This window comes from Levilactobacillus paucivorans (assembly GCF_001437125.1).
GTDB classification, from domain to species: Bacteria; Bacillota; Bacilli; order Lactobacillales; family Lactobacillaceae; genus Levilactobacillus; species Levilactobacillus paucivorans.
In genome coordinates this window covers 65,782-88,174 of sequence record NZ_JQCA01000043.1, presented here as the reverse complement: position 1 = coordinate 88,174, position 22,393 = coordinate 65,782, and the positions used below count along the sequence as shown (strand labels likewise).

Annotated in this window: 19 protein-coding genes and 2 CRISPR repeat arrays (1 of these 21 cut by a window edge); of the genes, 15 read left to right on the top strand and 4 right to left on the bottom strand. The window is 48.5% G+C overall.

The annotated features are described in order from the left end of the window. Positions 1-439 precede the first annotated feature (439 nt). The 5 genes from IV54_RS11685 to IV54_RS04350 all read left to right on the top strand — a co-directional run bounded on the left by IV54_RS11685 (position 440) and on the right by IV54_RS04350 (position 6,775). Positions 440-799 carry a zinc-ribbon domain-containing protein gene (locus IV54_RS11685; protein WP_125545637.1) on the top strand — a complete coding sequence of 120 codons (360 nt, stop codon included), beginning with the start codon at positions 440-442 and terminating at the stop codon, positions 797-799. 389 nt (positions 800-1,188) lie between these two features. Further along, positions 1,189-3,741 carry a SpaA isopeptide-forming pilin-related protein gene (locus IV54_RS04365; protein WP_057878186.1) on the top strand — a complete coding sequence of 851 codons (2,553 nt, stop codon included), beginning with the start codon at positions 1,189-1,191 and terminating at the stop codon, positions 3,739-3,741. Positions 3,742-3,745: 4 nt separating this feature from the next. Then, positions 3,746-5,245: a SpaA isopeptide-forming pilin-related protein gene (locus tag IV54_RS04360; RefSeq protein WP_057878185.1), complete on the top strand. Its 1,500-nt coding sequence runs from the start codon at positions 3,746-3,748 to the stop codon at positions 5,243-5,245. Positions 5,246-5,287: 42 nt separating this feature from the next. Continuing rightward, complete coding sequence (locus tag IV54_RS04355; RefSeq protein WP_057878184.1) at positions 5,288-6,070, top strand: class C sortase; 783 nt, start codon at positions 5,288-5,290, stop codon at positions 6,068-6,070. Continuing rightward, positions 6,071-6,775: a class A sortase gene (locus tag IV54_RS04350; protein WP_057878183.1), complete on the top strand. Its 705-nt coding sequence runs from the start codon at positions 6,071-6,073 to the stop codon at positions 6,773-6,775. A gap of 103 nt (positions 6,776-6,878) precedes the next feature. Here IV54_RS04350 and IV54_RS04345 read toward each other — a convergent pair whose 3' ends face one another. After that, complete coding sequence (locus tag IV54_RS04345; protein ID WP_057878182.1) at positions 6,879-7,409, bottom strand: DUF3278 domain-containing protein; 531 nt, start codon at positions 7,407-7,409, stop codon at positions 6,879-6,881. A gap of 3 nt (positions 7,410-7,412) precedes the next feature. Continuing rightward, entirely contained in the window at positions 7,413-7,601 is a 189-nt protein-coding gene (locus IV54_RS04340; RefSeq protein ID WP_057878181.1) for a helix-turn-helix transcriptional regulator, read from the bottom strand. A gap of 189 nt (positions 7,602-7,790) precedes the next feature. Between IV54_RS04340 and IV54_RS04335 the strand changes: the two genes are divergently transcribed. Next, positions 7,791-9,110, top strand: coding sequence for a replication-associated recombination protein A (locus IV54_RS04335; protein WP_057878180.1), 1,320 nt, complete (start codon positions 7,791-7,793; stop codon positions 9,108-9,110). A gap of 183 nt (positions 9,111-9,293) precedes the next feature. On the opposite strand, the gene IV54_RS04330 is transcribed toward IV54_RS04335, so the two are convergent. Then, positions 9,294-9,722, bottom strand: a complete 429-nt coding sequence (locus IV54_RS04330) for a nuclear transport factor 2 family protein (protein ID WP_057878179.1) — start codon at positions 9,720-9,722, stop codon at positions 9,294-9,296. A 155-nt stretch (positions 9,723-9,877) separates the two neighbouring features. Between IV54_RS04330 and IV54_RS11680 the strand changes: the two genes are divergently transcribed. After that, positions 9,878-10,042, top strand: coding sequence for a hypothetical protein (locus IV54_RS11680; RefSeq protein WP_157054351.1), 165 nt, complete (start codon positions 9,878-9,880; stop codon positions 10,040-10,042). 133 nt (positions 10,043-10,175) lie between these two features. On the opposite strand, the gene IV54_RS04325 is transcribed toward IV54_RS11680, so the two are convergent. Continuing rightward, on the bottom strand, positions 10,176-11,339 hold the full coding sequence (locus IV54_RS04325; RefSeq protein ID WP_057878178.1) for a DUF2075 domain-containing protein: 1,164 nt from the start codon (positions 11,337-11,339) through the stop codon (positions 10,176-10,178). Between the two features lie 477 nt (positions 11,340-11,816). Continuing rightward, a CRISPR array of direct repeats spans positions 11,817-12,211; the repeat unit is 29 nt; unit sequence GTACTCCCCACGTATGTGGGGATGATCCT. Positions 12,212-12,631: 420 nt separating this feature from the next. Between IV54_RS04325 and IV54_RS04320 the strand changes: the two genes are divergently transcribed. Genes IV54_RS04320 through cas2e form a run of 8 tightly spaced genes read left to right on the top strand, consistent with a single transcriptional unit; the run spans position 12,632 to position 22,000 of the window. Next, positions 12,632-15,409: a CRISPR-associated helicase/endonuclease Cas3 gene (locus tag IV54_RS04320; RefSeq protein ID WP_057878177.1), complete on the top strand. Its 2,778-nt coding sequence runs from the start codon at positions 12,632-12,634 to the stop codon at positions 15,407-15,409. Continuing rightward, positions 15,390-17,117 carry a type I-E CRISPR-associated protein Cse1/CasA gene (locus IV54_RS04315; RefSeq protein WP_164478997.1) on the top strand — a complete coding sequence of 576 codons (1,728 nt, stop codon included), beginning with the start codon at positions 15,390-15,392 and terminating at the stop codon, positions 17,115-17,117. The genes IV54_RS04320 and IV54_RS04315 overlap by 20 nt, the downstream gene beginning before the upstream one ends. Before the next feature lie 9 nt (positions 17,118-17,126). Then, a complete protein-coding gene (gene casB, locus IV54_RS04310) occupies positions 17,127-17,729 on the top strand; it encodes a type I-E CRISPR-associated protein Cse2/CasB (protein WP_057878175.1) in 603 nt (200 codons plus the stop codon). After that, positions 17,719-18,789 carry a type I-E CRISPR-associated protein Cas7/Cse4/CasC gene (cas7e, locus tag IV54_RS04305; protein ID WP_162259315.1) on the top strand — a complete coding sequence of 357 codons (1,071 nt, stop codon included), beginning with the start codon at positions 17,719-17,721 and terminating at the stop codon, positions 18,787-18,789. Before casB ends, cas7e begins: the two co-directional genes overlap by 11 nt. Continuing rightward, positions 18,770-19,471, top strand: coding sequence for a type I-E CRISPR-associated protein Cas5/CasD (cas5e, locus tag IV54_RS04300; RefSeq protein WP_057878173.1), 702 nt, complete (start codon positions 18,770-18,772; stop codon positions 19,469-19,471). The genes cas7e and cas5e overlap by 20 nt, the downstream gene beginning before the upstream one ends. Positions 19,472-19,483: 12 nt before the next feature. Then, the gene (gene cas6e / locus IV54_RS04295; protein WP_057878172.1) at positions 19,484-20,155 is read left to right on the top strand and encodes a type I-E CRISPR-associated protein Cas6/Cse3/CasE; all 672 of its coding nucleotides are present in this window, start codon (positions 19,484-19,486) and stop codon (positions 20,153-20,155) included. 4 nt (positions 20,156-20,159) lie between these two features. Beyond that, positions 20,160-21,113, top strand: coding sequence for a type I-E CRISPR-associated endonuclease Cas1e (cas1e, locus tag IV54_RS04290; RefSeq protein WP_057878171.1), 954 nt, complete (start codon positions 20,160-20,162; stop codon positions 21,111-21,113). Further along, on the top strand, positions 21,110-22,000 hold the full coding sequence (gene cas2e / locus IV54_RS04285; protein WP_057878170.1) for a type I-E CRISPR-associated endoribonuclease Cas2e: 891 nt from the start codon (positions 21,110-21,112) through the stop codon (positions 21,998-22,000). The genes cas1e and cas2e overlap by 4 nt, the downstream gene beginning before the upstream one ends. 29 nt (positions 22,001-22,029) lie before the next feature. After that, positions 22,030-22,393: a CRISPR direct-repeat array (repeat unit 28 nt; unit sequence GTACTCCCCACGTATGTGGGGATGATCC); it runs 274 nt beyond the window's last position.

Below are 22,393 nucleotides of genomic sequence, written 5' to 3'. Positions count from 1 at the left end.
ATTGATATTGTAATTTATCAGGATATGTTGTACTATTTGTTTATAGCCTCTCCCCGAGTCATCGGGGGTGATCCCATATCTTGATAGATTGAGGCGTATTCCCCACGGATGTGGGGATGATTCATTGGTAACATGAGAAGCTCTGAGCTACCTAGCAATCTGCTACAGTGCGGGTTGTTATTTAGCTTGGAGAAAAGAGTCATGGTCGGGTAGAGCTAGCCCTTTATTCGCCAACAGAATAGGAACACCGTCTATGTTTGTGTCTTGGCGAAGCTTTGTCTAAGGTCCTAATTGGTTAGTCAGGCTGAATTCGTGGTGGTTATTAGCCCCAGTGTAGCACATCTGCCGATGGTTGCGGGTGTTTAGCCTTTAGTACCGTGGATAAGTGTCACCAAATGCAAATTTGGACGACAACTTAGATGTATTGGAGGAGAGATTCATGGATCAGGGAACCAAGATTTGTCCAAATTGTGGCACGAAGATGGCAATCGATGCAGAGATTTGTCCTAAGTGTGGGGCAATGCAGGCGCAGCCCATGGGCGGCTACACAACGGGCCCAACGCAGATTCAGTCACAAGTACAATCCCGCAAAAAGACGGGCATGTTTCTTCTTTGGGGATGGCTATCCGCAGTAGTTTCACTCTTTATTCCAATCGTTGGGATTGTTTCGATTGTCCTAGGGTCCTTAACGATTAAGAGTAAACGCGTTGCTGCAGGAGTCGTTTTGATTGTTGCAGCTGTCATCTTTATCTTTTGGGGGATGACAGGGTTTGCGCAAGGTTTCTTTGGGGCCATGTAAAGCGAAAGTCAGTGACTGAGCTTGGGGTAAGCTTAGTCGCTGGCCAATATAAATAATTCCTGCCGATATGGTGGGGTGAATCAAAGAAGGGCGTCCAATTCTACTGGATGGCCTTTATTTTTGTTTACTCGGCATTAGCGGATGAGTCAGGAGTGGCCAAGACCTGGTTGGCTTCCGGCTTGATAGCAACTCTGTGGTAGAAACGAGTGGGGACAGCTAAGTTAATAGGTATATTTAGTCACAATAGATTTAATATATAACACAACAACTAGCTTAATTGTATTACAAAATGCATATGATGTTCATAAGTTTTTCACATTTCACTGTTATTCTGGGACTATTCAAGAAAACGACAGTTCGCAACCCACTCGGATATGGAGGATCGCCCCATGAAAAAATGGCTACGAATTATTTCAATCATCGCTTGTCTCGTTGGTTTGACATCGTTATTGCGCATCCAGGCGCAGCAACGGGGCCCGGTCATGAATAAGGCAACTCTCCGGGATCAGACGGGTCGAGTTGCGAAGACAGTGACCAGCCACCAGCCAGAGGACTTACAACTGGCACTGGACCTGACGCTCCCCGCGGGGGAAACGGTTATCACATTGGCCGAACAGGACCAGGCTAAGCTGGAACCAGGTAAGCTCACTGACCTGGAGGCGGTTGAAGATGGCCAGGTCGACAACATTACGGCAGAAGTTGATGAAAAACACCGTCTTTTGCTCAATAACGATCAAGAAGATACCCAACAGGTGAAGTTGCTGGTGCCAGTGAAGTTAACTGACCCCCTCCTCATCGCGAAGTTCCAACTTGCGTTACGCGTTGCCGACTCGACTGAAGAATACCAGCTCCGTCGAATCAAGGTCGTCGCAGATGAAGAAGCCGAAGAAGCAAAGAAGGCCAAAAAGCGGAAGACTAGTAAAGTCGTGGACAACTCACGGGTAGCCGCGCAAACAGCGGGTAGTGCGGACAAGGTCACGGCCGCCGACAGCCAGACTATCAACAACAAGAAAGCTACTGAGACTGTTGAAAAGGTGACACCAGCAGATGATGTGCCTGACAAGACGGAAGCAAAAGTGAAGACGACTAATAACCATGACCGTTCGGAAAAGCAAGCATCCCTGCCAGCCATTCCCACTGAAAATGGTGCCATCAAGATTAACCGGGCACAGGTAAAATCAAACAACTGGTCCAGTGACTTACTGATTGGTGGGAGCCTGTTAGAGCACGATGGTGTTAAGAAAATAACCAAGGAGCTTGCTAATACTAAACCCAAAGGTTACTACGGCACCAAAAATAATTACTTTGACAACTATGAACATTACTATCACTCGTCCTACATGCAATCAGATACTGCGACAGCCTATGCGATTTCAATGGATGGTGAGAAAGAACCGAAAGCGAATGACAAGCTTGTCATCTACTACGACAATGTCGGGTCTTACACGGATTCACCTACTGAATCAGACCTTGACCAGCAGATGGGAGTCATCGTTGAAATCTCCAATATTGTGTTCAGTGACACTATCCGGGGCGGACGGGCCTACATCGACTTCCCTAACAACTTCTACTCCGGGTTAGTCTACAACGGGATTAAATCTTTCACCATTGATATGACGTTTACCAACTCGGATTGGACGAAGGCCCTCGAATTTCCAGGGAAAAACCAGGATGGCAAATACGACACTTACTTCACTTTCGGGTCACTGAATGGTTATCCAGGAGACCTGAACGAGTGGGCCGGTACCAGTTCAGGGTTAGGCGCTGAAATGGTTGAGGGCGCCTTCATCAAACCACGTGGCGAAGGTTGGTATGAAGGGACTGGTACTGGTTCGCCTAAAGGTGAAGAGACTGAAGAAACAAACTGGGGTGACTACCTCGGGTCTAGTGACTACGAGCTTGGGGCCGTTTCCTTCCCCATGACTGGCGTTAAGCAGCCGTTCAAACTGAGAAGTGATTTCGCGTTTACGTGGCAGTCATTCTCCACGGCAATGCTCACGCCGCTCAAGCCACCAGCACCAACGAAGACGGTCGACAAGGATGCCGAACTTGAACTAGATGACAACGACTTAGATGGTGTGACGATTGACCGGGACGAGGCGGACCAGGACAAGTTGGTCTACACGGTTTACCAGCCAACGTACAATATTCCGGACCAAACGATTGCCAAGCCGAAGAGTATTACGATGACCGACCAGTTGCCAGCAGGGTTAACGGTTAATGCTGCTGACATTAAGCTGTACAACACGGATGGTCAGGAAGTCATCATAAAAGCAGAAGATGGTGAGAAGATACCTGGTGACATCACTGTTTCTGACACAGGTCTGGTAACGTACAAGCTCTCCAAGGCGGAAATCGAAGAGTTGATTTTCGATGGCGGAAGCTTTGCCATCAGAATACGAGCAACTGTTGACGATGACTTCGTCGGAACTTTCGAAAATAAGGCGATAGTTAGCTTCCATCCTGATTGGAAGCAAGAAACGAATGAAGTGGTCACTCACTATATTCGGGGCACGTACCAATTCCAAAAGATTGATGGCACGACTGACAAGTCACTGGCCGGTGCCGAGTTTATTATCGAAAACGAGTTCGGCCAGTACCTGACGTTTGACGACAAGGGCAAGTTCAAAGATGTTGTGGAAGACCAATCAGCGGCGACGCGCCTGAAAGGTGACGAGAACGGAAACTTCAAGGTGACTGGTCTCCCATACGGCAAGTACACGTTGATTGAAACGCAAGCGCCAGATGGCTACGTCATCGGCGATTCACATGACTTCGAGATTTCCAAGGAACAGCAGGGGGCAGATCCAGACCAGATCACGAACGACCCGTACACGCTACCCGTTACTGGGGGCCACGGTATCTTCTGGTTCCTGGCTGGTGGCCTCATCCTCATCCTGATTTCTCTCTCAATTTGGCGCACACACCCTGAAGGAGGTTAAGGCCATGAAATTCACGAGATTACGACAACTAATTGTCGCGACCTTCGCGATTGGCGGTCTCGCGTTAGGTGGCCAAACCGCCGCTCACGCTAGCACCAAGGCACCAGACAAGGTCACGATTCAACTGCACAAGGTGGATAATGAATCAACACAGATGGTACAAAATACTGGGGATGAGCTGACGCTCCAGAGTGGCATGTCCGTCTATGACGCCAACAAGTATGGCGCCGTGACCTATAGCATCTACGACGTGAGTAGCCTCTTGAAGGACCGGGGCGTGGAGACTGGCAAAGTTACCAGCGACGCCTTCACCACCGAACGCGACAAGCTGATTCATGACATCACGGATGGTAAAACGGATCCAGCCGAAGTGCTCAAGGCGCAGCAGGCCTTCGTTGATGCTAATAAGTTGGACGCCGTGGTAACTAAAACGCTGAGCGACAAGAGTGGTTTCCTGACATTTGCCGACCTCCACAATCGGGGCTTTTACCTGATTATGGAAATGGCGGCGCCCACGCACCATTTAACGGGACTCTCAGCTCCGATGATTATCGGGCTTCCTCTGAATGAAAAGTCCGAGATTCACCTGTATCCTAAGAACCTCATCGCCCGAGATGTCGACCCGGAGATTCATAAGGTGGGGATCGACCCGAACGCACCAACCAGCGACACGCACGTCAATCTCGGTCAGGTTGAATTTACCCTGGAGCGCGAAGATGGCAAAGGCGAAACGCGGACGTTAGTCACTGATGACAACGGCGACATCGCCTTCGGTGGCCTGGAAGTGGGGACGGTGTATGTGTTAACGGAATCCTCAAATGCTCAGTACCCTTGGTACTACCAGAGTAGCGGCAAGACCCACAAGATTTCCCTGAAGTTCACGGTTGATAAGGACGGTAATGTCGACCCGCAAGAGATGTTACCCAGCGAGAAAGACTTCAAGATTAGCGGCACGAAGATTGGCATCCTGAATCACCTGATTCTGGGTGGAGCTAAGTTCCAGAAGGTTGACGCGACCGACTCGACGAAAGGCTTGGCGGGGGCCAAGTTCAAGGTTCAAAAGATTGACCACGCCGGCAAGATTTTCTGGGCGGTCTTCGATGGTCAGACTTTCGTCAAATGGGTCAGCGACAAGGATAAGGCTACGGCGCTAACGTCTGACAATGATGGCAAGTTCGATTTTGACGGTGTCCCTTACGTGTACGACCGGCGGGATGGCGCGGTGACTTACAACCTGGTTGAAACGAAGGCACCGAAGGGTTACGCGCTCCTCAAGCGTGCCACGAGCTTTAAGATTAACGAGCAACAAGTGCTGAAGATTAAGAACACGAAGGGCGTAGCAACTGGTCAAGATCAGGGTGGCAGTGGCGGTATCGGCGACAAGATCCGGCGCGGCTTCCTGCCAACGACCGGGGGCATGGGTATCTGGTTCTTCCTGCTTATCGGGGGACTCCTGATGGGTGGGGCCGGCTACCTGTACTACCGGCAGCGGAAGGCAAACTAATGGCAGCAGTCACTGAGATATTGGCAGAAGGAGGACCCTAACATGCGTAAATGGCTAGCAATTCTCATCTTCTGTTTAGGCTTGGGTGTCGTCGGCTACCCGGCCGCCAATAACTTGGTGACTGAATGGCGTCAAGAGGGCGTTCTAACCGCGTATAAGAGTCAATTAAAGACGGCGAGTGCTAGTCAACTCAGAGCACTCAGACGGGCCTTACAGCGACAGGAAACGCTCAATAAGACGCAGGTGAAGGATCCTTTCAAGACGCGAACAGAACGATTTGTGGAAACCACCCCACTGGCTTTAGTCGCGATTCCGAGCGTCGATGTGGAGCTACCAGTCTTTGAGGGTACCAGCGAAAAGGTCCTCCAGAAGTATGCTGGACTGGTTCAGGGAACGGATATCCCCCAGGGCAAGCAGAACCAGCACAGCCTGATCACGGCGCACCGGGGTCTGACGGGTAACCAACTCTTCACCGACCTCTGGCGGGTTGAGAAGGGTGACCGGTTCTACTTGAAAAATGCCTACGGGATGATGACCTATAAGGTCACGAGCATCCGCAAGGTGAAGGCCAATGCGAGCCGGCCCATCCAACGAGACGCTACTAAAAACCAGGTGACGCTGATGACGTGTACGCCGTATATGGTCAACTCCCACCGACTACTGGTGACGGGGCATAAGATTCCCAATGAAGTTGAAAAGATTCCTGAAGGTAAGCTGGTGTGGGACTGGTACAAGGTGATGTTGTTGGTTCTGGTAGGCGTCCTCTTCATTTGGGGGATGTGGGCCGGTATCCGGTACAATCGGCAGGCAAAGGAGGACCTCTAAATGACAACTCGAAAACGTTGGGTTAAATGGGGGTCCCTCGGGCTACTGCTGATGTTTCTGGCCGGATGTGGGCTGGTGACGCTGGGCCTCACGCAGAACTTCTCGGTGACGCATTTAGGAGATAAGGCCAAGCACGCGATGACGGCGACAAGTGTCCAAGAGGCTAACAAGCAGGCGCAAAGACGGGCGGCACGGGGGCAGACAGAGGCATTCGACTATGCCAACACGTCGCAGTTAACGCCGCTCACGGTCGCGCGTTACGGTCTACAAGAATTATTCGGAAAAAGTTCCTATCGCGCGGTCGGCGAGTTACGTGTCCCGGCAGTTGGGCTGGATTTGCCGATTGGGGTGGGCGTGAGCGACGCCGTTCTGGTCCGCGGGGCCGGCACCCTCAAGGTTGACCAGCAGATGGGTGACGGTAATTACGCTCTGGCTGGTCACTATATGACGGCCAAGCGCATCCTGTTTTCGCCACTAGCGGGGGTGCGGGAAGGCAACAACATCTACCTGACTGATAAGCAACAGACGTATCGTTATCAGGTCACGCGAGTTTGGGTGACAAATCGTTATCACGTGGAGGTCATCGACGATGTTCCTGGCAAGAAACTGGTGACGCTGGTGACCTGTGCCACGGCTAAACGGGGTGAGCAGAACCGCTTGGTGATTCGCGGGGAACTCAAATCCGTGAAACGGGTCGCGGCTTAGTCGGAAATGTTTCATGTGAAACATTGGGGCAATTCTGAAGACCGTTAAAAAGCATCGAATGGCCGTTTCGTGGCCGTTCGATGCTTTTTCAATGCGGTAATTTTTAGCGGAACTTGCGAAGCCGGATGATTTCCTGAATACCAATGACGATACCCATGCCGACGCCACTCCAGACGGAGACCCAGATGACATGGGATTGGGTGAGTGACTGGGTCAGGCTGGTGCCGTCAAACCAAAGGTTCACGACGGCCTGTTCCAGGTACATAAATATGGCGAAGTAGACACCCGTTGAAAGGCCCTTGCGGATAATACGGCGGTAGGCTTGCTTGGTTGTTCTGGCATCGATTTCGTTATCGGTTAGGTGTGCGCGACGTGAGGCGAACATGATGTAGGTACAGACGACGAGGACGAAGTAACCGAGTTGACCCAGCAGTAGGACGGCCAACGTCATTTCAGGGTCCTTAATTGCGAAGATCCCGGCGACCACGAGTGACAGTAACATGCCAGGAAAGTACAAGATGAAGGCATTCGCCGCAATTCGGTTGACCTCCTGGTGCTTGTATTCGTCGAATTCCCCGGAAACGCCGAACCAATGCTTGAAAATGTTGTCGCGTAAATTCTCCCCTTTTTCCATGAGCTATTCCTCCCAGAATAAATGATTTAAATCGGTGTTTAAGACCTTGGCCAAACGGATACAGAGATCCAGTGATGGATTATACTTGTCGTTTTCGACAAGATTAATGGTTTGGCGCGCAACCGCAATCGCCTGGGCGAGTTGAAATTGCGTCATCCCCGCGCGCTTCCGATATTCTTTGACTCGATTCAACTCGACACCTCCTAGGTGAGTGGTGGTTGGTATGTCACATATATTTGACATCATTAGCATAGCGCTTGGAGTGTGACGTGTCAACTATATATGACATTTTAAGTGGAAGTGCTTTTGGGTTGACTGTCACGCAACGTTATAGTTTAGGATAGCCTTCAATGAATAAAGTCTGAAGGTAGGTGGCAGCTTATGAAACAGGAATCGTTATTCTCGAGTCAACCAGAGAACACGCCCTTGGCGAGTCGAGTTCGGCCGCAGGACTTGGACCAATTCGTGGGCCAGCAGCATTTGTTAGGATCCGGGAAGATTTTACGTGAGATCATCGAAAATGATCAGGTCTCGTCGATGATTTTCTGGGGTCCGCCGGGTGTGGGCAAGACGACTCTGGCCGAAATCATCGCGCGCAAGACGCAGTCAAGCTTCCTGAGCTTCAGCGCCGTGGATAGCAGCATCAGTAAGATTAAAAAGATTATGAAGCAGGCCGAACTGGATCGCGAGATTGGCCAGCGCACGATGGTCTTCGTGGACGAAATTCATCGGTTTAACAAAGCCCAACAGGACGCCTTTCTCCCGTACGTGGAGCGAGGCAGCATCATCCTCATCGGGGCTACGACCGAGAATCCCTCATTTGAAATCAACTCGGCCTTGCTCTCGCGGTGTAAGGTGTTTGTGCTGAAGACTTTGAAGCAAGCGGATATTGTTCAGTTGCTGAAGAATGCCCTGACGAATCCCGCCGGTTATGGCAAACAGACCATCAAGATTGGTGAGGATGAGATTGACGCGATCGCGAACTTTGCCGATGGGGATGCGCGCATGGCGCTGAATACCCTGGAGATGGCGATCTTAAATGCCGAACCGGTTGATCAGACCACAACGATCACTATGGCCAATTTGAGCCAGTTAATTACTAAAAAATTCGTACTCTACGATAAGAACGGCGAGGAGCACTACAACATTATCTCCGCACTGCATAAGTCCATGCGAAATAGTGACACGGATGCGGCGATCTATTGGCTTTCCCGAATGTTGGAAGGCGGCGAGGACCCGTTGTACATTGCCCGTCGGCTGGTTCGATTTGCCAGTGAGGACGTGGGGTTGGCGGACACCAATGCCTTGAATGTGGCGATTAACGTGTTTCAGGCTTGCCAGTTTCTAGGGATGCCGGAGTGTGATATCCATTTGGTGGAATCCGTGACCTATCTGTCGTTGGCCCCCAAGTCTAATGCCATCTATAAGGCCCGCTTAGCGGCGGCTAAGGACGTGAAGCAGACGGCCAATGACCCAGTGCCGCTCCAAATCCGGAATGCCCCAACGAAGCTGATGAAGGACCTGGGCTATGGCAAGGATTACGAGCTGGCACACTATGCCAAGGATAAGTTAACAACCATGAAGACGATGCCGCCGTCGGTCGAAGGTCATGAGTATTATTTACCGACGAGTGAAGGGCGTGAAAGCCGATTTAAGGATCGGTTGGCTCAGATCAAGGCTTGGCATGAACAGCATGGGTAGAGTGGGACAAAAGGCGGTTAGTCGGTGAGCATTAAGGCTGATAACCGAATAATCCCGGGCTTGGATTGTTTGGTTATCAGGTTTAAGCGGAGCCGGCTGCCTTTAGGCGCACGTTTCAGCTATATTGGAGATAAAAAGGATCTGGGAAATTCCCAGATCCTTTTTAATAATTAAATTTAATTATTAAACCAGTGGCTTGCTATTATCAAACGTGGTGTCCATGGGCCGAATGACGGACCAGGTTGAGTGGATGACCTTCCAGGTTGTGCCTTCGCGCTGAAAAACTTCAATACAGTTGTAGCGCATGTCGTTCAGCGAGGTCTTCGCAAACAGTTGATACGTCAGAACCGCCATGTCATCGGTTGCCTGAACGCGTGGGGATTCGAAGTCGTAGGTGTCGGCGAAGAGCTTGCCTTCCACATTGGCTAAAACGAATTGTTTAATTTCGGCGTAGGTGTCGATTCGCTTGGGCTTGAAGCTGTCGAAGTAGGAGAAGTCCTGTTGGGACCACAGGTTGAGGTATCCGGAAGTGTCGCCTTGGAACCATTTGTCTAAGGCGTTCTTTTCTAGATTAATAATTAATTTTGATAATTCGCTATCTTTAGTTGTCATGAGTCAATCTCCTTTGTTAAGTTTGATAGACCTAGTGTAAACTGTGCCGTTGTGTTACAGTCAAGGCTCATTTTGCTAGCGGTCGTGGCGGACACCGCTTAGGGTGGCAGTGTGTATAATAAATGATAACTAAGATCAAGTGAGGGGGAGATGTCATGATTTTTGTAGGGCTAGTGGTAATTCTATTGTTGGCGGCTGGACTCGTCACAGGGATTCGGCATCGGCAATGGTGGTTGGTTATTCTGACCAGTGTGGTATTGGTGGTGATTGTGGGCTATGCGATTGCGGGCTTTATTGTGTTTAATGTTTTGGATAAATGAATGGGGATAACTTTTTTGTATTTTAGGGCTGTTTTGACAAAATTAAATTGCGAGAATGTTTCATGTGAAACATTAAAAGACACCACGATCGGCTTCCTTGGGGAAGTCAGTCGTGGTGTCTTTTATGATTAGGTTACTTTTTAGTGATTTCTAACAGGCGTTTCCGAAGCGCGTCGTCGTAGGCCGTCAGGTACAGGCCGTACTTTCCCCGCTTCATCAGAACGTTCAAGACGTTGGCGATGAACGTGCGGTACTCGTCCTGTGTAAATTTCATATCCTTACGCTTCTTGAAGATCTCCTTGTGGGAGTACTTCTCGGGGATGATGGTCATGGTGTCCGTCTGTGGGTCGTAGCCAAATGAAGGCCCGATGATCATGCCGACATAGTTCAAGTCGAAACCTTGAAGCGTGTAGATGGTACCGACTTGGGTAATGGAGCCTTCCCGCTTGGCCCAGTGGGTCCGTTGCGGGTCCCATTCGTCCCATGGCAGGTTGAAGGTGTCCATTTCAACGTTGTGGCGGCCGTCGATCCGCGGAAAGCCTGAGGTGGCAACCATCCGACTCATGCCGACCTCTTTGTTGCGCTTCTTGATGGTGTCGAACATCGCGCCAGCGGTAGCAAACATCTTGAAGTCAAAGTCACTGTTTTCGGGGAAGGGCTTCAGTGGCTTTTCAGCGGTCAGATCGTCCATCCAGGCCACTTGTTCGTCACTGGCCACCATCCGGTACTGGAAGTTCATGGTGAACGATTTGTGAGGATGAGAGCCAATCGTCCTAAATAGGAGATCCTTGTCCCAATACATCTTGGATTGGAAGACCTGATCGAAGTCGTAAACCACGACGACAACCTTAGCCAAAGCCATTAGGTCGGTTAGTTGGTTCTGCCCGCGGTAATGGGCGTAGGGTTCTGACTTCGAATAGAGCAGGTGCGCTTCGTCGACGAAAATGATGTCGTACTTCTTGTGGTTCTTTTGCGCGTAGTTAATCAGCGACGTTGGCCGGCGAATCGAGTTGACCTTCATGTTGGGAATTGATTCGGCAATATCCTGGTAAGCCTTGTACAATTCGGGGTGGTTAACCACCAGCGAGGTCTTGTAGCGCTTGTCAGTCATGTATTGGCGAACTAGTTCCATCAGGACAACCGACTTCCCAGTTCCTGCAGCACCTTCGATAATGGCGACGGAAGAGGTGTTGCCTTGCAGGCCTTGCTTGATGTAGTCGTTGATGTTGGTGATGACCCGTTTCTGGTCGTCGGAAAGGTCATCGACGAAGAATTGGGCTTTTAGAATTTCATTCATGGTAGGGCTCCTAATTTAGTTTTTTTAGCGTCATTTGGGCATTAGGCGCCTGGTAAACCTCGATAAATGGGGCATCCGTTTTGACGGCGAATGGACCATTTTGAATTTACTTTCAGCGGTGATTATATCATATTTTGGGGGTGAATAGAGAGTGGGGGAGATGGGTGTTGGCAGGAAGCCGTTGTTAAATGAGCTTATGGGATTTGGGTGAAAAAGGATGGACATATGTTATTTGTCTAGAGTATTTCGTTTGAAAAACCATGTAGGGATTAAATCAGGAAATTTAAGGTGTGTATTGCTCGCGTATTTAGAGACTAATCCTATACGATCGATTCTAGGGTGAAGGACCAAATCAATTATTGTTGGAGAGTTATCGCTAAGGTATGCTTAAAAAAGCAAGTAAAGGTTGAGATGCAAACTAAACAAAACGGACTGTTTCAGAAAATTGAAACGTTGGTGTAGCAGGGATTCTTTAGTGTACTCCCCACGTATGTGGGGATGATCCTATGCCAATAGTGATCGCCTATTACTAGAATGGGTACTCCCCACGTATGTGGGGATGATCCTCGAGGCGATGGGGATCGAGCATGCAGAAAAGGGTACTCCCCACGTATGTGGGGATGATCCTCATCTTAAATGGCGCTTCATCAATATAGTCTGGTACTCCCCACGTATGTGGGGATGATCCCGCTTGTCCTCATCGCTCAGATCTAACTGATCGGTACTCCCCACGTATGTGGGGATGATCCTCACAAAAAACGATTATCCTTCTTCGATCTTTGGTACTCCCCACGTATGTGGGGATGATCCCATGAACTTCCAGTACCGAATGGTGGCCAGTGAGCACTCCCCACGTATGTAGGGATGATTTTTTACGATCCCTTTCGAGTCACAAGAGAGTTACTCACATATGTGGAAAAGCTTAAGAGTATTTATTCATTAAGTGAGAGATGTTTCTAAACAGAAATGTGTAGAAATAGAAGCTAGGTTAGTTGGTACGCTAAATATCTAGAAAGGTGCCGCTACTGTTTAAGGTGTGAGAATGCTCAACCGGGTATCTCTAGATATGATAAAATGAGTGCACATGCCTACAGTGGTTGATAATACTGGGTTTAAGGCTACAAATTTCGATATTAAAATAATTAGAAAACACTACTTATTATTTCGTAAGACGTCTATATTGACTTAAACCGTCTTTATCTGTATCTTCAAAGATACGATGGCATCAGGCTTTCGACGTCTTATTGAACGGCCTACAATCGTTAAAAAGAAATAGTTAAGAGGATGTACATATGGCGATAAAGATATCTGATCGAACATCGGTACTTTGGGCTAAGAAACGTACTGAGGACGGGCATCAATCCTGGTTGCCCTTGATTGTGCATTTAATCGACACACAGAACACGATTAACTATTTATTTGCTAACTGGTTGAGCCCAGACCAGCAGCGGTTATTGACGGGACGATTGTCAGAGGAAGAGACACAGAGACTGGTTAAATTTGTAGGTTTTATACATGATATCGGTAAAGGCACCGCAGCCTTTCAAACTAAGAAATCCTATGATCACGACGATTCGTTGGAGGAGGATCTTAGATCTCGGCTGGCTCAAGGTGGATTTCGAGGACTAGAGGAAGTCGTACTTGCTTCTGCAAGTCAGTCTCCTCACGCCCTAGCTGGTGAGGCTATTATTGAAGGCCTTGGCGTCCCTGAGTCCATCGGGGCTATCATTGGTGGCCATCACGGGAAGCCGGCTAAAGAAGCACCAGAGAACCAAATTGACGATTACACAGCAAACTTCTATCAAGATGATGTCGACCCTAAGGTTCAGGAACCATGGAAAGCTGCGCAGAAAGAGTTATTCGAGTATGGGCTGATCACTTCAGGCTATCAAGAAGTGGCGGACATTCCTGATATTACGCAACCGCAGGCCGTTGTCTTAGAAGGCTTGTTGATTATGGCTGATTGGCTGGCATCAAGTGAATATCTAGATTATCAACAGGAAAAGCCGCTTTTTCCACTGATTCCGTTGGACCAGGCATATCAAGATATTGATGTGAGTTCACGCTTTAGACGAGCTATGGGGAACTGGTCCATCGGTGGGGAGTGGCAACCACAACGAATTGAACTAAACGATCTGAATCAGGTCTATATGGATCGTTGGAAATTCAAGCCACGCCCCGTACAGAGGTCCATGAGTCAGGCAATTGGAAAAGCACTCGATCCGGGTATGGTGATCGTTGAGGCACCAATGGGACGGGGAAAGACTGAGATTGCGTTACTTGCTGTCGAACAATTGGCGTATATGACAGGGAGCGATGGCCTGTTCATGGGACTACCGACTCAAGCAACAACCAACGCGATGTTTAACCGAGTTAATAAATGGTTAAAATTTTTAGCTGAGCTTCAAGATGAAAAGTTTGAAATCAAGCTGATGCACAGTAAGGCACAATTTAACAAAACATATCGAAGCCTTCCAGATGCTTCAAACGTCTATGGTGAGGCAGATGGCCATGGGGATGTTGTGGTTAATAGTTGGTTTTCTGGCAAAAAGTCTATTCTATCGAAGTTCACGGTTGGCACAATTGATAATCTCTTGCTAATGGGGCTGAAACAAAAGCACCTGTTCTTACGACACCTGGGTTTTAGTGGCAAAGTGGTCGTGATTGATGAGGTCCATGCCTATGATGCCTATATGAATCAATACTTGTATAAGGCAGTCAATTGGCTAGGGGCTTACCATGTGCCCATCGTCATTCTGTCAGCGACCTTGCCGAAAGCAAAACGCAATGCACTTCTAGAGGCCTATCTACTTGGGAAGTATGGGAAAAAGTATGTTCGGAAATTGGTTGTACCGGAAGGCTGGAAAGAGACACAGGCCTATCCATTACTAAGCATTTTGGATGGTCGTCAGATCAAACAGACGACATCATTTCTAGGTAAAAGTGACCAGCAACCAGCTCACATCCAAGTTAAGCGGTTGGATCTTCTAGACGAGGATCTCATTGCTCACGCAGTACATAAGATTAGTGATGGCGGTGTTGCAGGAATTATTGTTAACACAGTTAAACGGGCGCAGAGACTGGCGCAATTAGTGCCACCTGATATTCAATTGATGGTGATGCATTCAGCATTTCTGGCTAATGATCGGTCGGTGCAGGAAACTAAAATACAGGATGCAATCGGTGGAAAAGGCATACGTCCAGATAAAATGATCGTGATTGGAACGCAGGTTCTAGAACAATCACTGGACATTGATTTCGATGTTATGTATACGGATATCGCGCCAATGGATTTGATCCTTCAACGGGCTGGACGGCTTCATCGACACCAAATTGAGCGACCCGCGGCACTACAAAGTCCACAACTGTTTGTCATGGGGATTGAAGGAACAAATGAATATGAGTCCGGCAGTGGGACTGTTTATGGTCAGTACCTCCTCATGAAGACGGATCACTTTTTAAAGGATGAGATCACCTTACCAAACGACATTTCACCACTAGTCCAGGAGGTTTACGACCCCAAGACGGATAGTGAAATTGCAGATATCGATGAGGCTAAAGCTAAGTTCAAAAAAGATCTTGAGAATGAAAAAGGAAAAGCTCATCGTTTTCAAGTGGGGGCACCGAAACTCAAAGTTGGAGCCACAATTCATGGCTGGCTGAGTCGCGATCTGGGCAATACTGGTAATGATGATCAACAGGCCAGTGCAGCTGTTCGTGATATCAAAGAAACCTTGGAAGTTATTTTGGTTCAGCACACGGAGGAAGGAAATTTCTTACTGGATGGTCGACCTCTGACAGATGTTCATTCAAAAGAGATCGCTCAGCAAATTATTCGGCTTCCGTTTGTGATTACACCAAGTCCTGATAAGGTTGATAAGGCGATTAAGGCTCTCGAGACGCTAACCAGCCGCTACTTTTTAGGCTGGCAAAGTGATGTCTGGCTCAAGGGATCGCTAGTATTGCCGTTAGACAAGGACCTCTCAGTAACCTTTGAAGGCTGGCACCTAACGTATTCTTCAAAACTAGGACTTAAGTATGTACAGGAGGATGACAATCGTGGACAATGAAAGTTTTAATTTAACCACGGAGCCGTGGATCAAAGTCATCACGCTAGACGATAATCAAGAACGAACAGTATCACTGATTGATTTATTTGAAAATGCGCACCGCTATCGTCAATTAGCTGGCGACATGCGGAGCCAAGATTTAGCGATCTTACGGCTTCTACTAGCTATCTTGACAACTATCTATTCGCGATTCGATACCGAGGGTAAGCTGTATAACTGGCTCGCAATAAATGAAAAGTCAGAAGTTAACATTGATGCAGATGAATTTGATGAAGATGACAGCGAAGATGACTTATTCAAGACCTGGCAGAATTTGAGCCAAGCCGGCAAATTTTCATCAGTGGTGACGCAGTATCTAAAGACGCATGCTGATGAGTTTGATTTCTTTGGCCCCCATCCGTTCTATCAAGTGACCACGGAAGATTACGATGCCTTGGTTCCCGAAGTAAAGCGCGTTGCCGGGGGTAAGGGGCAGGTTGCCATTAAGCAACTTAATCGTCAGGTTTCAGAAAGTGGGCATACGCCGGCCATCTTTGCGCCGAGAGCAGGAGAAACTAAGAATGACTTACCATTGGATGAACTGGTTCGTTGGATTATCAGCTATCAGAACTTTACCGGCGTGACCGACAAGTCCAAGGTTGTGACTGATGAAAAATTTTCGAATTCAGCAGGTTGGATCTATCGAATTAATCCCGTATTCGCTAAGGGAAAGTCTCTTTTTGAAACGTTATTGCTGAATTTAATTCTGGTGAATGAGTGGCAGGATGAGGTTGAATACACGTTACCTAAGCCGGTTTGGGAATACAAGTCCGTTCGAGACTATGTGACGCACCGAAAGGCCCAGCTTCTGCCAGATAATTTGGCTGAACTGTATACGACCTGGTCGCGGATCTTACATATCGAGTGGGACGAATCTGGTATTCCTCATATTTTCAGTGCGGGGATTCCGATATTTGACTATGAAGACGCTCTGATTGAGCCGATGACGACTTGGCGTTTTGATAAAAAAGAACATGCCTATCGGCCGGCGGTCAAGGGATTACGGTCTTTAGGAATCGCGATGTGGCGCAACTTTGGCCAATATGTCAAGGTTCGGCAGTCAGACGATGTCCATGAACCAGGAATTGTCGTTTGGTTACACAAACTGAAAAAGAAAAAATTGATTTCACGTAAGGCTCCGTTGATTTTGAATTCAGTGGCATTGATTAGCGATGGAATTGCGACCTCGCAATCACCAGCGGCGGAGGTCGTTGATGACATGCAGCTGCAGGCTGATGTCCTGTTCCCCAGCGATGATCAGAATGAATCGTTGAGACGGTGGCCAACACGGATTGAAGACACCATTGCCCTCACACAAATAATCGGGACGGACTACTTCCATTTTGCCAGTGACATTGGCAGAATCCGTAGTTTAGACGTTCGGCCGTTTGCCAGTGGGATGAGTGCGAAATTCTACGAACAGTTGAATGCGCCCTTTAAGGAATGGCTAGAAGGCCTGACCGATCTGGATAATCGAGAAGAAAAAATCACCTTATGGAAGCAGACGTTGCAAAGAATTGTGGTGGCATCGGTTAATGATGTGATGCAGGCCAGTTCGCCCAGAGATGTTAAGGGGATTTCTACTGACCATGGGCCTTTGAATATTTTTACGGCCAAGAACCGCTTGATGGGGAATGTCCGGAAACATCTTGAGTTGAAGAAGGAGTGATGAGGGTCTATGGCAGATGAACTTAAACAGATTGCCGGTCGAATAATTCACTCGATTTATCGAGACGGCGCGGCAGATAAGGCAATGTTAGCTAATTTGAGAAATGCACCGACTGTGACGAGTCAACGGGCGCAGAAGGTGTGGCCACTGTTAATGGCCAACTTAAGTGGTCATCAACTTAGCAAGAATGGAGTGCCAACGCGAGAAGAAGTGGCGGTGTACACGGCCATTCGGTTCTATGCGGTTTATCAACAAGGAAACCAGGAATTCTGTGTTTATGCACCAGCTCAAGGTGCGGATGCCAAAGGGCAAACACTCTTTGGGGCCTTAGGCAATTTACGAGGAAATGACGATTTACGAGTTGCCATGGACCGCCGCGTGCAGCCACTTTTAGCGACAACGAACGTGGCTGGCGTGCTTAACGAGTTGTCTCACTTGATTAGCATTTTGAAATCGCATGGGAATAACCAGCGGATTGACTTTGCTCAGCTAGCACATGACCTCTATTGGCTACAAGTGAATTACGAACAAGCCAGCCGAATTCGGTTACTTTGGGGACAACAGTACTTCAGACAAGCAGATAACGCTAAGGGAGAGAAAAATAATGACTAACTTATATGTTGATTTGAATGTGTTACAAACCGTGCCATCATCCAACATTAATCGTGATGATACGGGTGCTCCTAAGACGGCCTTCTATGGCGGTGTGACGCGGGCTCGGGTTTCCTCCCAGAGTTGGAAAAAAGCCGTTCGTGACCGTTTCAGCAAAGAAAACGTGGCTACTGGAAAACGGACAAAGAAGGCCGCTACCTTACTGGCTGACGAATTAAAGACGCTGGATCCAAGCTTAGATGACGACGTAGCCATGGGCAAGGTCGGTGATATCTTCAAAGCAGCTTCAATCAAGTTGAATAAGGAAAACGAGACCGGTGCGCTGCTGTTCGTTAGCGAGGGTCAGCTTCGCAAGTTGGCGCAATATGCCCTAGATAATGAAGAACTGGATAAAAAGGATGTTAAAAAAGTTCTGAAGGGTGACCAATCACTAGATTTGGCCTTGTTTGGCCGGATGGTAGCGGACAATCCAGAATTAAATGTGGATGCCTCAGCCCAAGTTGCTCATGCTGTTTCCACGCATGAAGTGATTCCAGAATATGATTACTTTACGGCGGTCGATGATGCTCAGGCCGATGACACGACCGGTGCGGCTATGCTAGGGACGATTGACTATAATTCAGCAACCCTCTACCGTTATGCCAATGTGAATATGAACGAATTGGTCTACAACCTTAATTCGGAAGATGCCATCCATGGGGCAGCGGATTTCATTAAAGACTTCGTCCTCTCGATGCCGACTGGGAAGCAGAATACCTTTGCGAATAAGACGTTGCCAAGCTATGTCATGGTTACGATTCGAACCGACACGCCGGTTAATTTGGTTTCGGCCTTCGAGAACCCCGTTCATTCAGACGGCGGGTATGTTGAACCTTCTATTAAGCGGTTGGACGATGAGTACGACCGCACAAAGAGCTTTGTTGAGGAACCCCTCGCAAACTTCATCTTAGGCAAGCCAGATTCACAAATTGGTGATAGTGTGGCCAATTTATCTGAACTTTTAGACAAGGTCACTGAGACGTTATCGAAGGTGGTTCCAGATGAAAACACTAACGATTAAACTCACCGCACCCTTACAGTCGTACGGAAATGAAGCGTCATTTACGCGACGGACAACGAATGATTACCCCACAAAAAGTGCGGTGATCGGGATGGTTGCGGCTGCCTTAGGATACCGCCGGAATGATGAGCGGATCGTGGCATTAAATGATTTACGTTTTGCCGTTAGAATCGATCAAATTGGTCGGAATTTGACGGACTTCCAAACGGTTGAATGGAAAAAAGATACCCGTAAGATTACCTATCGGGATTATATTCAAGACGCGGTGTTCGTTGTTGCGCTGGGTAGTGATGATAGTCAGCTGATTGAAAAAATCAATGTGGCCTTACATCACCCACACTTCCAATTATTTCTTGGTCGTCGTTCGAATGTTCCAGCCGGTGTTCTCGAGACGCAGGAGTTCCCAGACAAGACTCCCGTGGCGGTGTTAGAACAGCTTCCGTGGCAGGCAAACAAACGGTATCAGAAACGAAGCAAAAGCCGTCGCTTAGAAATTGTGGCCGATGCCAACTTACTCTCGGGTAAGCAGAGTGCCATGGTCAAAGACCGCGTCGTCTCCTTCGATCAACGTGATCGGCGCTACGGCTTTCGGGCGATTGCCAGAACAACGGTTGATCTAACTAATTTAAATTCTCAGGAGAGCGAACCGGAAACGACCCATGATGCTTTCGGCGCAATCTAGGAAGGAGTCAGCATGTACTTATCAAGAGTTGAAATTGACGTGAATAATCGCGCTAAAACCAAAGATTTAACGCACCTTGGTGCCTATCATAACTGGGTTGAGCAGAGCTTCCCCCAAGAGATTGCGGCGGGACAACGGACGCGACACTTATGGCGGATCGACCGGTTGGCCGGCAAGAAGTACTTGCTAGTCCTCAGTGAATCGGTTCCAGATCTCGACCAATTGGTGACCTATGGGGTAGCCGGAACGGCGATGACTAAGTCTTATGATCGCCTGTTAGACAGTATTCATGAAGGACAGATTTTCCAATTTCGTTTAACGGCAAACCCCACGTATTCGATCATTAAGCCTGGCCAGAAGCAGGGACGAGTGGTTCCCCACATTACGGTCGCCCAACAGCGAGGCTGGCTGGAAAAACGAGCTGAAAAGGCCGGGTTCCAGATCGTCAAACAAGAATCAGTAGATTCAGATGATCCAGAGTCAACGTTGGCCTTTGATATTGTGAACCGGGAGTGGCCAATGCTCCATCGGAAGGCTGGTCATGGTGTGCGATTGAGCCGCGTGACCTTTGAAGGTCTGCTGCGGGTGGCTGATGTGGACGAATTTAAGCAGACGCTGACCAAAGGACTTGGACGTGAAAAAGCCTTTGGTATGGGGTTAATGACGGTGATTCCGGAGGCTTGATAGAATGGGTAAGCAAGTTGGGGCTAAAAAGCCAGAACGGCGTGAGTTGGGCCGAGTTGGTGATCGAACAACTTTCTTATACTTGGAACACGTAAAGTTAAATCGGCGGGACAGTGCCATTCAGGTGATGGATTCCCGAGGAATTGTCTATGTTCCCGCAGCAGTTATCAGTGTGCTGATGCTGGGACCAGGTGTGGATATGACCCACCGTGCCATGGAACTGATTGGTGAAGCCGGATTAGGGGCAATTTGGGTCGGAGAGCGTGGGGTTCGGCAGTATGCTTACGGCCGGCCACTGAACCACTCTTCGGCTCTAATCGAGGCCCAAGCTCGGCTCGTTTCGAATAAACGTACTCGGTTAATGGTCGCCAGGCAGATGTATCAGATGCGTTTTCCTAATGACGATGTTTCGGGGTTAACCATGCAACAGCTACGAGGAAAGGAAGGCGCACGGGTTCGTCGCGTCTACTTGGAACAGTCTCAGGCAACTGGGGTGGCATGGTCGCATCGCGAGTACAATCCGGATGACTTCGATTCGGGGACGCCGATTAACAAGGCGTTGACGGCGGCACATCAAGCTGTTTATGGTCTGAGTTACAGTGTTATTTCAGCGTTAGGTGCTTCGGCCGGGCTGGGCTTCGTCCATACGGGCCATGACCTTTCTTTCGTTTACGATTTTGCCGATCTTTACAAGGCGGAGTATTCCATTCCGATTGCCTTTCAGGTGACGGCCAAGTTCGGTAACGACCCGGATATTGGGGCCAGAACGCGGCGGGCCATGCGCGATGCTTTCGTAGATGGCAAGTTGCTAGCTCGCATGGTACGAGATTTAAAAGCTTTGCTAGGTATGAGCGACGACGAGAGTGAAATTGATGTCGTGAGCTTGTGGGATGATCGGATGGGACTCCAGAAGTTTGGCGTTCAATACCATGAGCTTCAGGAAGATGGTCGCTCATGATTGTAGTGACGTTAACAAAAGTCCCCAGGTCGTTACGAGGGGACCTTACCAAGTGGTATCAAGAGATCCAGACGGGAGTCTACGTCGGCAACGTGAGCGCTCGGATTCGGGATATGTTGTGGGATCGAATCATGAAAAATATAGGCCATGGTGAAGCCACCATGGTCTATAATGCTAATAATGAATTAGGATATACCTTTCGTACCACGCGTAAAGATCGCGACGTGGTTGATTTCGATGGAATTCCATTGATGATGCATCTGAACGAGGCGACTGGCCCGGTAAAGCACGGGTTCAGTAATGCCGCCAAGTTCCACCAGGCTAAGGTGATGACGCGTAAGCTGGCCAATAAAAAGCCAGTAGGTGCACCACCAACCCTGATTGCGATTGATCTTGAGACGACTGGTTTGGATCCCATTGAAGATGAAATTATGTCGATCGGTGCCGTTAAACAGGTAAAGGGCGAAGCCATTGAGAGCTTTTACCAATTAATTCAGATTGATAAACCAATTCCTAAAAATGTGGTGAGCCTAACTGGACTAACTTCTGAATTATTAAATGAAAAGGGAGTTAGTTTGGCTGCCGGTTTGCGGGACTTTAAGGCGTTCATTGGTGATAGGCCACTGATCGGGTATAACCTACACTTTGACGAAACTTTCTTGACGGCTGGTTTTAAAAGGATTGATTCAACAGATCTAGGTAATCAAATGGTAGATCTGATGCCGGTAGTTAAGAAAGCTAACAAGTTTTTGGATAATTATCGGTTAGAGACGGTGCTGGATGATTATGGTATTGAGAATAAGACCCCTCATCAAGCGTTAGCCGATGCTCAAGCGACTTTGGATTTAGCAACCAAACTGAATGAAACAGGCGTTTTGAAAATTTGAGAACCGCGGTATGACTGCGTTTCTTTAGTGTACTCCCCACGTATGTGGGGATGATCCCCAGTAGCTCCAATGGAATTTGTAGCGCTTGGAGTACTCCCCACGTATGTGGGGATGATCCCAAAGGTAAAGCGCTTTTTCAAATAGACGTGATGTACTCCCCACGTATGTGGGGATGATCCAGACCGCTGCGGAATCGTCACTTCTTTCACCAAGTACTCCCCACGTATGTGGGGATGATCCTCCAAGACCTTCCCGCATTTAGGGAAAGTGTTTGTACTCCCCACGTATGTGGGGATGATCCCCAAGAAAAATTTAAAGCACCTGTTAGCCCTGGGTACTCCCCACGTATGTGGGGATGATCCTAATTTGGCCTCATGGTATGGTTATAGAGAT